Genomic DNA, 14,904 nt, shown 5'->3' with positions numbered 1-14,904 from the left:
CTGTACTCGCCAACATCGGCCTGACACTTGACAAAAACATAGGGACACCCCCCCCCGTGAATGCGGTTAACCGTTACTTTCGCGCGCGCAAGCCCCGTAGAAACAAGAAAGCCCACGCAGAAACTGAATTCTGCGTGGGTAGCCCTACCGGCCAGAAGTCCTACCGGCCGGACCTCGAACGGCCTCGACTTACAGAGGCTTCACATCCAGTGCCTGCGGGCCCTTCTGGCCCTCACCGATTTCGAACTCCACGGCCTGGTTCTCCTCAAGAGTCTTAAAACCAGTGCCCTGAATCTCGGAGTAGTGAACGAACACGTCGTTGCCACCGTCAGCTGGGGCGATAAACCCGAAGCCCTTCTCCGAGTTGAACCACTTCACAGTACCCTGTGCCATTACAAAACTTCCCAACTTCAGGATTTGATAAAACTCGCAATCGACCGGGCGTCACACCGCGGGCGATACACTCGAAAAGTCTGCCATGCTTTCAGGCCCCGCGCCGATTCCAAACAGGTTTTTATCACCCCCGCGGGCATGTCACGTAATTCCGCGGGGCGGCTGGGGCGCTGGGGCCGTCGTAAAGCATGTGAAGTGCGCGTTTGCTGGGAAGGTCGTTGGTGATGGAGTCGTTTGGGCGCGAGCTGCTGGGGCCTGTGATCAAGGCGCATCCGCGGGCGACAGTGACGCATATTGCGGACCTGCCGGCGCGTGCGGGCATCACGGCGCCGTGGCCAGAGTGGGTGCCGAGCTGGCTTAAAGAAGTGCTGGTGGACCGTGGAATTGAGAAGCTGTGGACTCATCAGGTGGCCACGGCGAATCTCGCACGTGAGGGTGTGCATTGCGTGGTGTCGACAGGCACGGCGTCGGGCAAGTCGCTCGGTTATCTACTGCCCGTGCTCACCGAACTGACCACTACCCCCGCGACGACCGCGTTGTACCTCTCGCCAACCAAGGCACTCGGCGCCGATCAGTTGGCCACTGCCCGTCAGACGGCACCGGCATCGCTGAGCTCACTGATTTCGCTTTACGACGGCGACACCCCACAGGATGCCCGGCGCGCCATCCGCGACCATGCTCGGTGGGTGTTTACCAACCCGGATATGCTGCATGCCTCGATTCTTGGCAACCACATTCGGTGGACGCGCATGCTTCGCAATCTGCGCTACGTCGTCGTTGATGAATGCCACGCCTACCGAGGCGTGTTCGGCGCCAACGTCTCGCAGATTCTGCGCAGGCTGCTGCGGCTAGCCCGCGAGTACGGTGCCTCACCGACCGTGATTTTTGCCTCCGCCACCACCAATGACCCCGCTGACCAGGCACGTCGCCTCATCGGCGAGCCGGTTGAAGCCATCACCGAAGATGGCGCTCCCGTCGGCGAGCGCACCATCGCGCTGTGGGAGCCCGGCCTGCTCCCCGACCTTGAGGGCGAAAATGGCGCGCCTGTCCGCCGACCCGCTCCGACAGAGGCTGCCGATATCATGGCTGACCTGCTCGTTGAGGGTGCTCGTACGCTGACGTTTACCCGCTCACGCCGCAGCGCGGAGAAGATTGCCCTCGGCGTGCGCGAACGCCTGGAGCACCGCCACCGCAGTGACCTCGCCGAGCGCATCGAGTCCTACCGCGCCGGCTACCTCGCTGAGGAACGCCGCGACATCGAACGCAAGCTTGACGACGGCACCCTGCTTGGAGTCGCCACCACCAATGCGCTTGAGCTCGGTATCGATGTCGGCGGCCTCGACGCAGTGGTACAGGCCGGTTTCCCGGGTACTGTGGCGTCCTTCTGGCAGCAGGCGGGCCGCGCGGGGCGTCGTGGCCAGGGTGCGCTGGTCATCCTGGTGGCCCGCGATGACCCCATGGATACCTACCTGGTCCACAACCCCTCCGCGCTGCTGGGTCGGCCGGTGGAGAAGACCGTCTTCGACCCGCGCAACCCGCATGTGGTGTGGTCACATCTCTACTGCGCTGCCGTTGAAAAACCCCTGACCACGTCACAGCTGCAGGCGTGGGGAACCCTGCCTGTCGCCGAAGACATGGTGGCCGCCGGGTGGTTGCGCAAGCGCACGTGGGAGGGCCAAGAGCCCACCTACTACCCCACCGACCGCGATGAGGGGCCACGCATTGCCACTGCTCACGATGCCGTGAACGTCCGCGGTGGCGATGGCCAGGAGGTCGCGATTGTCGACCAAACCGATGGCCGACTGCTTGGCACCATCGATCTTGGCCGCGCCATGCAGCAGGTTCACGACGGTGCCGTCTACCTCCACCGCGGTGAGTCCTACCTTGTGGACCAGCTGGACTTCGACAGCCTCGTCGCCCTCGTGCACCCGGAGCAGCCGCGGTATTCCACCAGTTCACGGATGGATACCACCATCCGCATCCTGGATATCGACGACATGCGCCACTACCACGGCCTTCAGGTCGCCTCATGCCAGGTCGAGGTCTTTCACCAGGTCACCTCCTATCTTCGCCGCCTGGATACTGGCGAAATTCTCGATAGCGTTGAGCTTGACTATCCCCCGCAGCGCTTGGTCACCCGCGCTGTGGCCTACACCATGCCCGAGTCAACCTTGCGCTCCTGGGGAGTGAGTTCCGATATTGCGCCCGGCGCGCTGCACGCAGCCGAGCATGCCGCAATTGGCCTGCTGCCGCTGATAGCCACCTGCGATCGCTGGGACATCGGTGGTGTTTCCACCGTGCAGCATGCCGACACGCAGCAGCCGACTGTTTTTGTCTATGACGGCCACCCCGGCGGCGCGGGGTTCGCCGACCGTGGCTACGAGGCCTTTGCCCAGTGGATTCGCGCCACCCGCGACGCCGTCGCCGCCTGCGAGTGCGAATCCGGCTGTCCCTCCTGCATCCAATCGCCCAAGTGCGGCAACGGCAATGATCCGTTGGACAAGGCAGGCGCAATCAAGGTGCTCAGCGGTATCGCACGCTCGCTTAACGACGGTCAGTAGCGTGCGGTGCCGGTCCCGCCCTCGAGGTGGCTTCCTTATCCCTCCTTTCCACCCTGACCTGTACGTCTTCCCCGTCAATGTCGCAGGTCAGGACTCTTGCTTGATTGGCCGAGGCTATTTTCTGCGCAGCCTCGCAGGCGTGATCTCCCTCCTGCGCGGCAACAGCTCCTGCCACCGCGCTTAAATCTGCAGCTACCGCTGCTTGACGAGCCTTGACCACACCGACTCCTGCAGCCACTCCGACCATGGTCAGCGCTACAAAAGCCGCAATGAAAAGGGCTGCAGCGACTGTGGTGGAGCCTTCTTCTTCGCGTCGCAGGCGTCGTAGTGTGGCTCTCATTTGTTGGGATGTGTGGTTCATGATGTCGCCGCCTGCTCCTTTAGCGCGACTGCTGTGGCATGCAAGGAGAACGGCCCTGCCTGACCTGTGACAGTCACCCGAACGGTGCCAGAGGCCTCCGAGATGGCAACCTCGCCGCCGGCGGTGGAGCGAAGTTCGGCCACGGTATCCGCATCGCCCCGCGCCTGAGCTCGGGCGATGGCACCGGCGGTATCGGTAAGGCCGAGATACGTAGCGACCGTGACCAGACCCGACAGTGCCGTCATCATGACAATGACCAATGCAGCCAGGCCAAAAGCGGTCTCTACGGTGGTTTGGCCATCCTCGTCGGCATGCAACCGAGTAAGCGCGGAGCGGATGCGGCTAGACATCGGTGTTGAGTGCCCTTTCGATGATTCCGGTCAGCGCTTCAGTGATATCTCCGCCGGTCACAACGGTGTAGAGCAGCGCTCCAAACGCCGCAGCAGCAATCGTGCCGAGTGCATATTCCACCGTTGACATGCCGTCTTCCTCCTTCGCTAGAGTCTGGACGCGGCGGGCGAAGAAAGATTGTGCTGCAGAAAGCGGGTTAGTTAGCGAATTAGTCAGCGGTTTGGTCACCGCAGACTGGTTTTCCTTGTCGGACGTGTCGGACGTGATGGACATGTGGTTCTCCTTTTTTCCTAGAGAGTCCGGATGTGGTGTGGGATGTTGAATGTGGGGTGTCGGGTGTGGGATGTGGGAACGGGCATTCCCCAGGCGGCCCGCGCGCCAATCTGGAAAAGCGGTAGGTACTCATCAGGGCACCATCCCCGCAAACATGTCGTCGGCTAGCCCTGCGATTGTGGGGATCAAACCTAAAACCACAAAGGCGGGCAGAAAGCACAGGGCGAGTGGGCCAGCAATAAGCACGCCGGCACGCTCCGCCACAGCCTGAGCTGCGTCATGTGCCTGTTCGCGGTACGTGGTGGCAGTGTCTGCCAGAGCATCGGCAAGCGAGGTGCCCGACTCCGCCGCTCTGCGGCCAGCAGTCGCCAGTGGCGCCAGCGCCGGGGTGCCACTGAGCGCTTCCCATGCCGAACGTGCCCCGACGGATAGGCGTGCTGAACAGCGCTGTAGTGGCTCTGCCAATTCAGGGCTGACACCGTCGGCGGCAGCAACCATAGCCTGTGATAGCGGCAGGCCCGCACTCAAACACGCGGCCATGACATCCAGTGCAGCCGCAGCATCGAGCAGCAGCGCCGGGGCTATCCGGCCATCCTTGGCCAACGCTCGTACACGTGCCCGAACCCACTGGGATGTCCGATACCACCACACCGCTACCTTCCGTTTGCCCACAGGCTCGGACACATTCCCGGCTATTTCGGGCAACCGGTAAGCCGCGGGACGGAACGTCGGCAAGCATAAATACGCTGCGACCAGCAGTGCTGCAGCAGTCATCGACCTGCCTCCGCCCGATCGATAATCGACACCGACCACTCGAGCCCCACGCACACCAACACCACGCCGACCACCAGCACAACCCCGCCAAGTCCATGACTTAGGAAACTCACGGGTGCCGCCCCAAACGCTTGCCCCATGACCAGCCCAAACACCGGCAACGAGGCAAGAATGGCAATGGTCATCCGCGGTCCCGCCAGCGCTGCCTGCGCCTGAGAGCGATGCGCCTGCCGCGCCCGCACATCACCACGCACACAGTCCAGCAGTCCCGCCAAACTGAGTCCACGGCGCTGCGCGACCTGCCACGCACGTCCGATTCGCTGTAATTCCTCCGAGGATTCCTCCAGGTCATCCCATGGATCGGCGAAGTGCGCTCGGCGCGCGGCATGAGCCAATTGGTCCGCAACCGCGGTGCCGTCTGCCCTGCGAACTTCCGCTGCGGCGACCTCGAGCGCCCGTGCCGTCGCCACGCCCGCCCGCAACTGCGCGGTGATGGTCTCCAACGCCTCAGCAGCGCTTTCCGCTTCACGACGACCACCGCGCCGCGTCCTCCCAGCTTTCACCATGGCCCCCGCGGTGCGACCGAGCAATGCGCCTGCGACCAGTCCCGGTATCCCCGCGACAGCCATGAACCCTACTGCTGGCACAACGATGAGCAAATGCGGAGCAGCAGCAACCCAATTCTTGTGATTCCACCTCGCTGCCAGACCCTTCGCGTCTTCATCCCCGACCTGTGCCAGGGCCCGCGTGCGCGTCGATCCCGTCCCATCAGGCCACGCAACCAGCGCCGCAGCGAAACCAACCAACACGGTTAGCGTGGCTGAACTGGGAATTTCTCCGAAGAGTTTCATGACCCCTCCCCCGTGGTCTCAGCCAACAGTTCTTGTAACTTCCCCCACCCCGGCCCAGGCCCATCCGCGACAGTCCACACTGGAATGACCTCTGGCGGATTGCCCTGCAACAAACCAATCTGCGCAAGCCTGCGCATGCCCGCGCGCTCGACTACCAGCACCACCTGCACTGCAGAGACCAACTGCGCATGCAGCCCGGCGCGCGGGAGCCCACCGATCAGCCCCAGTGCCTCAAAGCGAGCGACCACATCACCAATTCGGTTGGCGTGAATCGTGCCCGCCCCACCGCGATGCCCGGTATTGAGCGCCGCCAGCAGATCCACGACCTCAGCGCCGCGAATCTCGCCGACGACGATGCGGTCAGGCCGCATTCGCAACGCCTGGCGCAACAGTTCCTGCTGGCCGATGGCACCTGCGCCCTCCAAGTTGGCCGCCCTGGTCACCAGCTTCACCACATGCGGATGTTGCGGCTGTAATTCAGGAGTGTCTTCAATACAGATAATCCGCTGGTCAGCTGGCACTTCCGACAACATCGCCGCCAGCAGCGTGGTCTTTCCCGCACCCGTGCCGCCGGCCACGATGAATGACAACTGCTCGGTGACAATCCTTCGTAGCAGCGGCAACAGCTCCGGTGGAAAGAGCTCGGCATCGCACAGTTCCGCCAGCCCTCTCCGCGCCGGGCGCAGCACACGCAGGCTCACCTGCGTGCCGGTTGCCGACGGCGGTGCCAGCACCGCATGGACTCGCACGCCACTGCCACCCACTCCGCCCGGGATGTGCCCATCGGCCCAGGGTTGGGCGTCGTCAAGCCTGCGCCCACAGCGCGACGCCAGCCGCACGGCATACGCGCGCACCTCGTCCTCGGAGGCAAATGTGATGTCGGTGCGTGTAAGGCCCTCACCGGCGTCGACCCAGACCTCGCCTGGGCCGGTGACCAGCACATCACTGACGCTCGGTCGCCGCAGCAGCGCATCCAGCACGCCCGCGCCTACCGACTCCTCACGAATCGTGCGCAGGATCTCCAGCACTTTCACGTCCGAGACCACTCCGGCGGTCTCCGCACGAATAATCTCCGCAATTTCACCGTGCGTGGCCGTCCCTGGCCGATCCGCCAGCACCGCGCGCACCCTGCCCAGCAGCATCGCGTCATCCATCGACACCACCGGCAAACAGATCCGCGAGTCCACGCGTCAGCTTGCCGACGCTTGCTGCGAGCCCACCTACATCGAGCTCTCGTGCAACCCGCTTGCAGTACTCAATCTCGCCGACAATAGGCAGGTCGAGGACATATTCAACATCTTCGACTGTCACATCCCGATGCCGTTGATGTCGCACCACCGCGCTTGCTGCAAAGCCTGACTGCGCGCAGATTTCCGCCAGCCGGGCTGCGGCAGCGATGGCACGCACGGAGGTGGGCACCACAATCGCGGTTTCATCCGCAACCGCGCCCAGAGTTATGAAGTACTCAGGCTGCTTGGGGCAATCGACGATGACGGTGAGCCCGGCGCGGATGAGACAATTGATGGTCTCGGCAATTTCGTGGATGGGATGGGGCTGGTTGGGCGCGGGATTGTCTGCCTGTCGAGCCCTAGCCCAGGTCAGCACCCGCAATGCTGGCGAAGATGGGCAGGCTGGCAGCGCCTCATAGAGCGCCGTGCCGTCGAGCCGACCATCGGTGGCCGAAAAGTCCTGCCAGCGCAGCCCGTGTGCTGCTTCCATACCGAGTACCAAATCAAGGCCACCTGCGGTCTCATCCGCATCAACCAGGCACACAGGCCGTTCCCGGGAGAGCACCAACGAAAATGCTGCGGCAGTGATGGAAGCACCGGCGCCACCAACAGCGGGAACGAACATCAGGCAAGCACCGGAGCCCTCACGAACCGGCTGGTCAGAAGAATAATCCGACTCGAGCTCCCATGGTGGCCGCTGTGGTTTGTCCAGCTTCGATTGCAGCTTCGGTTGCGGCTGACGCGCTGGCTGCGCGGTCGGCTTGGTCTCCGGAAGTGCCCCGCTCAGGCTTCGCTCACCGCGCTCACCGCACTCGCCACGGCCGAGTAGCTCGACGATGTCCACATTGTCTGCAGGCAGACTGGCACTGTAGACCGGCGCAAGAAGCTCTGCAGCCTGTGCATCCTCCGGTTCTACGTCCCTGTGGACCAGGAAAATTGCGCCCTCACAGTGAGGACGAGCCCCTAGCCGTGTGGCCGCAGCGGCGTCAATAAACACCGCTGGTGCTCGACGCCACAGAGCCGATGACACGCTTGCGTCTGTCGCGGCCGCCGTCGCGGGTACAGTCTCCTCCGTACAAGCACGACCGGTAGCTGCGACGATGAGTGCGACTTCCTCTCGAAGTGTCTCATCATCGACTGCGTTGACCACCGGCGCAGTAAGTGCATCCGTTCGCGTTGCATTGGCCAGTTTCTTGATTGCCATGGCCACAGAGTGCACGATGTCCCGGACTCAGCGTGGCTCAGAAAGCCCAAAATTGGCCTTGCCTGTGGATGAATTTCAGACTGTGGATAACTCTCAATTTGGGCTGGTCCCCTAGCCAAAGCTCCCACACCGCCTGGCAAAACTCCCCCGGCCCCGCCGTACGGCTAAACAGCGCAACTGGCCGAAAAAGGGGCGACGCCCCGCGCCGGGGGGGGGATTGGCGCAGGGCGTCTATAACCGGCTCGGGGGGGGGATTGAGCCGGGGCGGCCTCGCAGTCTTTTCGCTAGGAAGAAGAAGGGGCCTGCCGAACTCAAGTATTACATATCACCAGGATTCTGCAAATACCTTGAGCAGAATTTTCCAACAATTATGTTCGTCATCACGCTCACCACGTAATTCTTACTAGTCGCTCCCCCATGAACACTTAGATGGGTATTGTAAAACGGTATGAATACCAGCGCGGATAAGGCCAAGAACTCAGCCACGGACAACGCCGCAGCAGAGAATCCGGCATCGCAGCGCTCGCCGCAGCCCACAGACACGGCGGCATTCTTCGACCTGGATAAGACAATTATCGCGCGGAGCTCGGCATACGCTTTCAACAAACCACTGCTTGAGCGCGGCATCATCAGCCCGACAACAATGATGCAGCTGGCTCTCAGCCACGCCCTCTACATGTCGCAGGGGCACACGGCCGACCAGATGGATTCCTCCCGCGAACAGCTCTCGGCCATCGTGCGCGGCCACAAGGCGGAGGAAATACAGCAGGTTGCGAAGGAATCTCTACACACCAACATCACGCCGTACATCTACGCCGAAGCTCTGGAACTGATTCGGGAGCATCACAACAAGGGACACTGGGTATTCATTGTCTCGGCGTCAGCCCGCCAGCTGGTCGAACCCATCGCGGAGGCACTCGGGGCTGATGGCGTGGTCGCAACGGAGCTGGAGATCCGCGATGGAGTTTTCACCGGCGAGCTGGAGTTCTTCTGCCGAGGCGAGAACAAGGCCACACACGTCCGTCGTATAGCGGAAGAATACGGTCTTGACCTGGATAAATGCTATGCCTACTCGGACTCTGTGACCGACGAGCCCATGCTGAATGAGGTAGGCCACCCCCGCGTGGTCAACCCCGACCGCGGGCTGCGCAAGATCGCGGAGGAAAATGAGTGGCCGATACGCCAATTCCGCAATCCCGTGCCGCTGCTGCGCGCGCCGTCGAAACGCGATATGGCAATCACGGCAGCCGCCGGCGCGCTGGCGCTCGGAGTCGGCGCGGGCTGGCTGGCTCTGCGCAATAATCCCAAGTCAAAGGGCGATTAGCTCCCCCCAGCTACACCCCCAACTACACCGTCGGCCGCTCTCACCGACTACACCGCGTCAGCAATACCGCGCGCCTCTACCGCACCTGCCTTCAAGCCCTCCAGGTGCATCAGGATCCACGCGCGCAGTCCCTCCGGGCTTCCCGACGCGAACCCTTCCGCAGCCTCAAAGTACTCATTGCGGTGGCGAGTCCAGTAGACCTCTGGCACAGCCAGACCACGCGGATCCAAGCCGGTGGCAACGGTGGTCAGACGGGAGGCAGCACGCGCGATAATGCCATTGTGGTGTTCGAATGGACGCATAGTTAGCAGCTCACCATGGACCACCGCAGAGAGCACGCCAGCATGGACAGCGGTGCGGCCGGTGATGAAGTCGCCGAGGATGTGCAGGCGCTGCTCCTTCATGGCAGACGAAAGCTTGTCATCGCCAACCGGGCGACCGGCCTTCATACGTGCCTCGGAGCCGTCCTCCGTGGCGCCTGCCGGAGAGGCGTTGAGAGCAAACTTAGCCAGGACCTGCTGCGGAGCGCGCTGCCACACACGGGTGGTCTCACCGATAGTCTCCGGGGAGATGGCGTCTGCAACGCGCAGAGCTGCAGCCAGCACGGGGTCGGTGACGTTGCCGTCGTCGGGAAGCGCGGGCTCACCGCCCTCCAGCCACGCCGACGCGCGCGCACCACGCAGCACCGACTCGGAGCCAGTGACGTTGTGCTTGCGCAGATTCGCCTTGTGACGGTGCACGGCCTGGATGGCCTTCGATGCGACATCCGCGGCGTGTGCGACACCGTCGAGCTGCCACAGCGGCGCCAGCGGGTCAGAGGGGTCAAGCTGAGGCGCACGAGCAGCAGGGGCAGGAGCGGGTGCCTCGGAGTCACCGGCGGCCTCGCGTTCGGCACGCTTTTTCGCGGACACGCTGGAGACGCCCAGACTCATTCCGGCCAGACCGCCCTTTGCGCCGGCCCCAGCGCCAGGTCCCTGCAAGTTCTCAGGCTGATTATTCATGCCCCTCACCCTAATTCTTCAGTATCCAGTAAGTGACAAACTTATAAAGATTCACTGTCAGATGAGAAAATCTCCAGCAAGTTCACAATTTTTCAGCCCTTGTCACATGCTTATTACTCGATGATGGGTAGTATGGCTGTTTGTAACTGCAGTTTTTAAAATTTTCCAACGATCTTCGTAGGAGGAAGTACACGTGAGCAACGACGATACGAAGGGTCTTTTCACCGACGGCACCGAGCCGCGTGTTACCGCTATTCCGCTGAGCGATGTTGACACTAACGCCTCCGGCGATGCCAGCATCGGCCAGCTCGTGTCTAACGCTTCCTCTCAGATTTCCGCTCTGGTTCGCTCCGAAGTTGAGCTGGCAAAGGCCGAAATTGCAGGTGAAGCTAAGAAGGGCGCCGTCGGTGGCGGCTTCTTCGCGGTAGCCGGTGTCGTTGCGCTGTACTCCTCGTTCTTCTTTTTCTTCTTCCTGGGCTGGCTGCTCGCTGAGTGGATGCCGACCTGGGCTGCATTCCTCATCGTCTTCGTATTGATGCTGGTCGTTGCCGGTGTCGCGGCGATGATGGGTCTGAAGAAGGTGAAGTCCATCCGCAAGCCGGAGAAGACAATTGAGTCGGTGCAGGAGCTCAAGGCCTTCGCACAGAAGCCAACTGCGAATGCATCTTCCAAGCAGGGCGGCCTTTACACCTAAAGGTCACTGAGAATAATTGGGCGGGACTAGTTGGTCTCGCCCTTTTGTCGTATCCTTATGGTTTTATCCGCAGTCTTTTTCTTCTCGGACAAAGTAGATAATCCTCATGACCTCCCGCGTTGATACTCTCCCCGGTCCCTGGCGCCACCGCATGATTCACATTCGAGGCCAGCGCCTACACGTCGCAGAATGCGGTCGCCCCACCGACCCGCTTGTGCTGTTCATTCACGGTTCAACAGGCGGTTGGTTTGAATGGCGCAAGGTTCTGCCATTGCTTGACGACGGCTCCGTGAACCACCCACCCGTTCACGCAGTAGCTGTTTCAATGCGTGGCTACGGTCAGTCCGACCGCACTCCCAACGGCTACGATCCACTGGAAGCGGCCCAGGACATTGCCAGTTCCATTCGCTCTCTTGGACATTCGAAGGCACTGCTGGTGTGCCAGGGCTTCGGCACCTGGGTGGCCTGGACTCTTGCCGCAACTCAGCCGAATCTGGTTGCTGGCATTATCGGCTGCGGTGCCGCGCACCCCAAGGTGTGGCTCAGCCAGCTGAAAAACCCGTGGTCAGAGGATTTCCGCAATAGTATGGCACCACTGATTAGCCGGTCATGGTGGAACTCGCGGCCACGCATGCCACGGCTGCGTCGCAATAAGTTCAGTGTGCAAGCTCAGAAGCAGCGGCAACAGCGCGTTATTAACCGCATGGTGGCCGACGCTATGGCTGCGACTGGGGAGGGCTTCGCAGAAAGCCCCGTTGGCCAGGAGACAGCCGATCTAATGCGAGAGAGCCTGGCTGCTGGTGCTCTCCGCCCAGCACTGTCCCACATTGCGTGGTGGACGAAACCCGCGCCGACTGCTTTTAGAAAGTGGCTAAATGCGGTCGAGGGGTCGCGGTCAAGCACTTCGCGCGATGTGGGCACCGTGGATGTGGGTGCCGAACGCACTGTGCTGCTTGTCGGCGAGGCCGATACGCGCACTCCGCGAGCACTTGCGGAACTCAGCTGCCCGAATGTGGAAGTTATCCCTGGCAGCGGACACTTTTTGCCGGAGGAGAACCCGGCGGCTGTGGTGCGCGCAATCGAGGAGCACCTGGACTGGCTGCCACGGTACTCCTAGCTGGCCACGCACTGTTAGCTGGCCACGCACTGCTCCGTGCCGACAGGCGCGAAGTTCGCCATCGATTCATCAATATGCGGCTGCACCTCTTCATGAGTCAGCGCATAGCCGGTCTGGTCATTGTTCACACCAGCACCGAATACAAGGCCCAAAACCTGGCCCTGCGGGGTGATAAGCGGCCCACCGGAGTTACCGTGGCGCACATCGGCCTTCAGCACGTAGGAGCGGCGCTCATGGCGTGTCGACGAATAGATATCCGGCCCACGGATGATGATGTCCTCGCTCACTCGTGCAGGCGTGGCCTTAAATGGCCCGGACTCCGGGAAGCCGAGGACAACTGCGTCATCGCCCGGCATGGCTTCCCTGTCAGCCCACTGAATGGGCTCTAGTGGCAAGTCAGTGGTGCGCAGCAGTGCGACGTCGTCAAGCGGATCGAAGTGCACGACGTTCGCGTCAGCCATACCGACCACCGTTTCCAACCGAACCGTGGTGGCACCTGCGACAACGTGCGCGTTGGTGACAATCAGATCCGGGGCGACCACGAAGCCCGTGCCCTGCAGCAGGCGCTCACACTGCGGGGCCTCACCCATCACGCGAACAATGGACGGGCGGATGCCGTCGACGACCTCTTGTGAGATGACGCTGGGGTCGGCGGGCTCGTCTGGAATTTCCTGCTTGTAGCCAAACGGCGGCGCGATGGCTGGCATGCCGTCATCACGAAGTTGACGGATGATGCCACCAAAGACATCGCCCAGCTCCTTCGGCGCGACCTCATCGACCAAGTTCAGGCCTTTGGACTCACGGACCATATCGGCGAATTGCCCCGGCACAGCAGCGGCCAGCGGCACGGCAATCATCCAGATGACCAGCATTGATGCGATTGACTGCACTATTGCGCCGAGGCTCGAATCCAGCCCGACCGCCAGCGGCGAGCGGATCACATTGCGCAGCGACTGGCCCGCGACCGTGCCCACTGCGTGGCCGATACCGGCCAGCGCCACCACAACGCCAAGACCGAGCACCACTTTCGCCGCGCGGCCATCGACCTGTGCCATCGCCAGCGGCGCCAGCGGCACGCCGATGAAAAGGCCCAGCACAATGCCGATAATGGCCAAAACTGTGGACACCGCGCCCTGATGCCAACCGACAACCAGCGCGAGAATAAACACCGCCACCAGTGCGAGGTCAATCACTGGAATTGTGGTCATCGTTTACGGCGTCCTTTCAACACAGACAGCTTTTCGCCATTGGCGGAGCGAGCAAGTACGGGGAGGAGCTTTTGCACATTGGCCTCATCCCATGGCTCCGACCAACCGGCCACGTCCAACAGGTAGGACAGCACCCCGCCAGTAAAGCCCCAAACGACGAAGTCACCGACCTTGAAAGCCGGTCCCTGCCAGCCAGAATAACCCAGCATCATGCGGTTTTCCGGATTTACCAAGTCACTGATTGGCACATTGAGCACCGATTCCGTCTCTGCCTGATCGACTGCCCACAGCGGATGCGGCTCATTCCAATATGCCAGCACCGGCTTGACCGCAAAGCCGGTACGCGAAATATCAATCGAATCCAGCACTCGCAGCGGCGTTACCGTCTTGCGATTGAGCCCAGTTTCCTCTTCGGCTTCACGCAGCGCGGTATCAATCTCATCCACGTCCCCCGGATCCACACGACCACCCGGAAATGCCATCTGACCTGCATGCGAGCGCAGCGTCGTCGCCCTGTGCAGCAACACCACACTGGCATCCTCCGGCCGCTGCTGCGCCTGCGCATCACCGCTGAGCAGCACCAACACGGCCGATCGCGCCGGATTCTTCAGCGGCTTCTCCTGCGTCGAGGAGTCTCGCCGCAGCTTCGCAAACGCGCGTTTCACGCTTGACGACGTCCCGGAGCGCCCACCCACGCCCTGACCACTGTGGCTAGTACTTTCCACCAGGCGTGGACCATCCGTATGACCTGCATCAACAAGATGCGGCGGCAGGCTATTAGTCAACCATTTGGGCAGGTAGAGCCCTGAGGAGGAATCCTTCTTCCACGACTCAATGTCACTCACTTAAGACTCACCACCTAGCGCTCCGCGCACCGCTTCCGTAATCTGCTGCGCACTGGTGAACTCGCCTGGGTGAACCTTCGCGACCGTGCCATCGGCCTTAAAAATCACGGTCAGCGGCACCACGCGCGGAAGATTCAGCGCTGGCCCCACCACATCCACAGTGTCGGAGTACGCCGGGAGGTTCACGCCGACTTCCTGCAGGAATGCTCGGCCATTCTTCGCTTCCCGAGCCGCATGCACCGTCAACACCTGCACATCCGGGTTGTCCTTCGCCCACTGCTCAATCAGTGGCAATTCCTTCCGGCACGGCGCACAATTCCACGCCCACACATTCACAATGGTGGGCTTGCCTTCGACGAGCTCGCCCATATCCACCAACTGCGAAGTGGCTGCATCATCGCCGACCAGCGCTGGGAGCCGCACTCCGGCCAGCGAATTGCTCCCGGCCACAGCCGCAATTTCATCCTTCGACATCGCCGGCTCTGAGGGTTGCGCCGATGCCGAACCCGAAGCCGCAGTCTCCGATGCCGGATCCGCTGCCGAATCTGCCTCTGAGCCACCACCAGTGGTGTTCACAATCGCGAAGATCACCAGACCAACGACACTAATTCCAGCAATGAGCAGCGTAATCAGCGATGCCGACCGATTCACATCACGCGGCTGCCCCTCATTCTGGTCACCGCTAAGGCTCTGCTTGTCCTGCTCAGTCACGAAAAAG

Annotated in this window: 16 protein-coding genes; 4 read left to right on the top strand and 12 right to left on the bottom strand. The window is 61.9% G+C overall.

The features are described 5' to 3' along the window. Positions 1-189: 189 nt before the first annotated feature. Entirely contained in the window at positions 190-393 is a 204-nt protein-coding gene (locus tag Q4E11_RS09625; protein ID WP_005511370.1) for a cold-shock protein, read from the bottom strand. Between the two features lie 224 nt (positions 394-617). On the opposite strand from Q4E11_RS09625, the gene Q4E11_RS09620 reads away from it, so the two are divergent. Beyond that, the gene (locus Q4E11_RS09620; protein ID WP_303165416.1) at positions 618-2,954 is read left to right on the top strand and encodes a DEAD/DEAH box helicase; all 2,337 of its coding nucleotides are present in this window, start codon (positions 618-620) and stop codon (positions 2,952-2,954) included. On the opposite strand, the gene Q4E11_RS09615 is transcribed toward Q4E11_RS09620, so the two are convergent. The 7 genes from Q4E11_RS09615 to Q4E11_RS09585 all read right to left on the bottom strand — a co-directional run bounded on the left by Q4E11_RS09615 (position 2,938) and on the right by Q4E11_RS09585 (position 7,997). After that, the gene (locus Q4E11_RS09615) at positions 2,938-3,315 is read right to left on the bottom strand and encodes an Rv3654c family TadE-like protein (protein ID WP_303165415.1); all 378 of its coding nucleotides are present in this window, start codon (positions 3,313-3,315) and stop codon (positions 2,938-2,940) included. The genes Q4E11_RS09620 and Q4E11_RS09615 overlap by 17 nt on opposite strands. Beyond that, entirely contained in the window at positions 3,312-3,665 is a 354-nt protein-coding gene (locus Q4E11_RS09610; RefSeq protein ID WP_303165414.1) for a TadE family type IV pilus minor pilin, read from the bottom strand. The genes Q4E11_RS09615 and Q4E11_RS09610 overlap by 4 nt, the downstream gene beginning before the upstream one ends. Continuing rightward, on the bottom strand, positions 3,658-3,882 hold the full coding sequence (locus Q4E11_RS09605) for a DUF4244 domain-containing protein (RefSeq protein ID WP_303165418.1): 225 nt from the start codon (positions 3,880-3,882) through the stop codon (positions 3,658-3,660). The genes Q4E11_RS09610 and Q4E11_RS09605 overlap by 8 nt, the downstream gene beginning before the upstream one ends. A 189-nt stretch (positions 3,883-4,071) precedes the next feature. Beyond that, complete coding sequence (locus Q4E11_RS09600; RefSeq protein WP_303165413.1) at positions 4,072-4,611, bottom strand: type II secretion system F family protein; 540 nt, start codon at positions 4,609-4,611, stop codon at positions 4,072-4,074. 98 nt (positions 4,612-4,709) lie between these two features. Beyond that, positions 4,710-5,564 carry a type II secretion system F family protein gene (locus tag Q4E11_RS09595; protein WP_303165412.1) on the bottom strand — a complete coding sequence of 285 codons (855 nt, stop codon included), beginning with the start codon at positions 5,562-5,564 and terminating at the stop codon, positions 4,710-4,712. Beyond that, positions 5,561-6,751 (bottom strand): TadA family conjugal transfer-associated ATPase, encoded by a 1,191-nt coding sequence (locus tag Q4E11_RS09590; protein ID WP_303165411.1) that lies wholly within the window; start codon positions 6,749-6,751, stop codon positions 5,561-5,563. The genes Q4E11_RS09595 and Q4E11_RS09590 overlap by 4 nt, the downstream gene beginning before the upstream one ends. After that, positions 6,711-7,997 carry a hypothetical protein gene (locus tag Q4E11_RS09585; RefSeq protein WP_303165410.1) on the bottom strand — a complete coding sequence of 429 codons (1,287 nt, stop codon included), beginning with the start codon at positions 7,995-7,997 and terminating at the stop codon, positions 6,711-6,713. Before Q4E11_RS09585 ends, Q4E11_RS09590 begins: the two co-directional genes overlap by 41 nt. Before the next feature lie 448 nt (positions 7,998-8,445). Here Q4E11_RS09585 and Q4E11_RS09580 point away from each other — a divergent pair, with 448 nt between their 5' ends. Continuing rightward, a complete protein-coding gene (locus Q4E11_RS09580) occupies positions 8,446-9,321 on the top strand; it encodes an HAD family phosphatase (RefSeq protein WP_303165409.1) in 876 nt (291 codons plus the stop codon). Between the two features lie 47 nt (positions 9,322-9,368). On the opposite strand, the gene Q4E11_RS09575 is transcribed toward Q4E11_RS09580, so the two are convergent. Beyond that, positions 9,369-10,322: a hypothetical protein gene (locus Q4E11_RS09575; protein WP_303165408.1), complete on the bottom strand. Its 954-nt coding sequence runs from the start codon at positions 10,320-10,322 to the stop codon at positions 9,369-9,371. Between the two features lie 193 nt (positions 10,323-10,515). Between Q4E11_RS09575 and Q4E11_RS09570 the strand changes: the two genes are divergently transcribed. Continuing rightward, entirely contained in the window at positions 10,516-11,016 is a 501-nt protein-coding gene (locus Q4E11_RS09570; RefSeq protein ID WP_303165407.1) for a phage holin family protein, read from the top strand. Between the two features lie 106 nt (positions 11,017-11,122). After that, a complete protein-coding gene (locus tag Q4E11_RS09565; RefSeq protein WP_303165406.1) occupies positions 11,123-12,133 on the top strand; it encodes an alpha/beta fold hydrolase in 1,011 nt (336 codons plus the stop codon). 14 nt (positions 12,134-12,147) lie between these two features. On the opposite strand, the gene Q4E11_RS09560 is transcribed toward Q4E11_RS09565, so the two are convergent. Genes Q4E11_RS09560 through Q4E11_RS09550 form a run of 3 tightly spaced genes read right to left on the bottom strand, consistent with a single transcriptional unit; the run spans position 12,148 to position 14,897 of the window. Beyond that, entirely contained in the window at positions 12,148-13,341 is a 1,194-nt protein-coding gene (locus Q4E11_RS09560) for a MarP family serine protease (RefSeq protein ID WP_303165405.1), read from the bottom strand. Then, positions 13,338-14,186: a CoA pyrophosphatase gene (locus Q4E11_RS09555; RefSeq protein WP_303165404.1), complete on the bottom strand. Its 849-nt coding sequence runs from the start codon at positions 14,184-14,186 to the stop codon at positions 13,338-13,340. Before Q4E11_RS09555 ends, Q4E11_RS09560 begins: the two co-directional genes overlap by 4 nt. After that, the gene (locus Q4E11_RS09550) at positions 14,187-14,897 is read right to left on the bottom strand and encodes a TlpA disulfide reductase family protein (RefSeq protein ID WP_303165403.1); all 711 of its coding nucleotides are present in this window, start codon (positions 14,895-14,897) and stop codon (positions 14,187-14,189) included. It abuts the gene before it with no gap. Positions 14,898-14,904 lie beyond the last annotated feature (7 nt).

Source organism: Corynebacterium sp. (genome assembly GCF_030532195.1).
Lineage (GTDB): Bacteria > Actinomycetota > Actinomycetes > Mycobacteriales > Mycobacteriaceae > Corynebacterium.
Note: the sequence above shows the minus strand (reverse complement) of the source record. Positions and strands in the feature narration are given on the sequence as shown.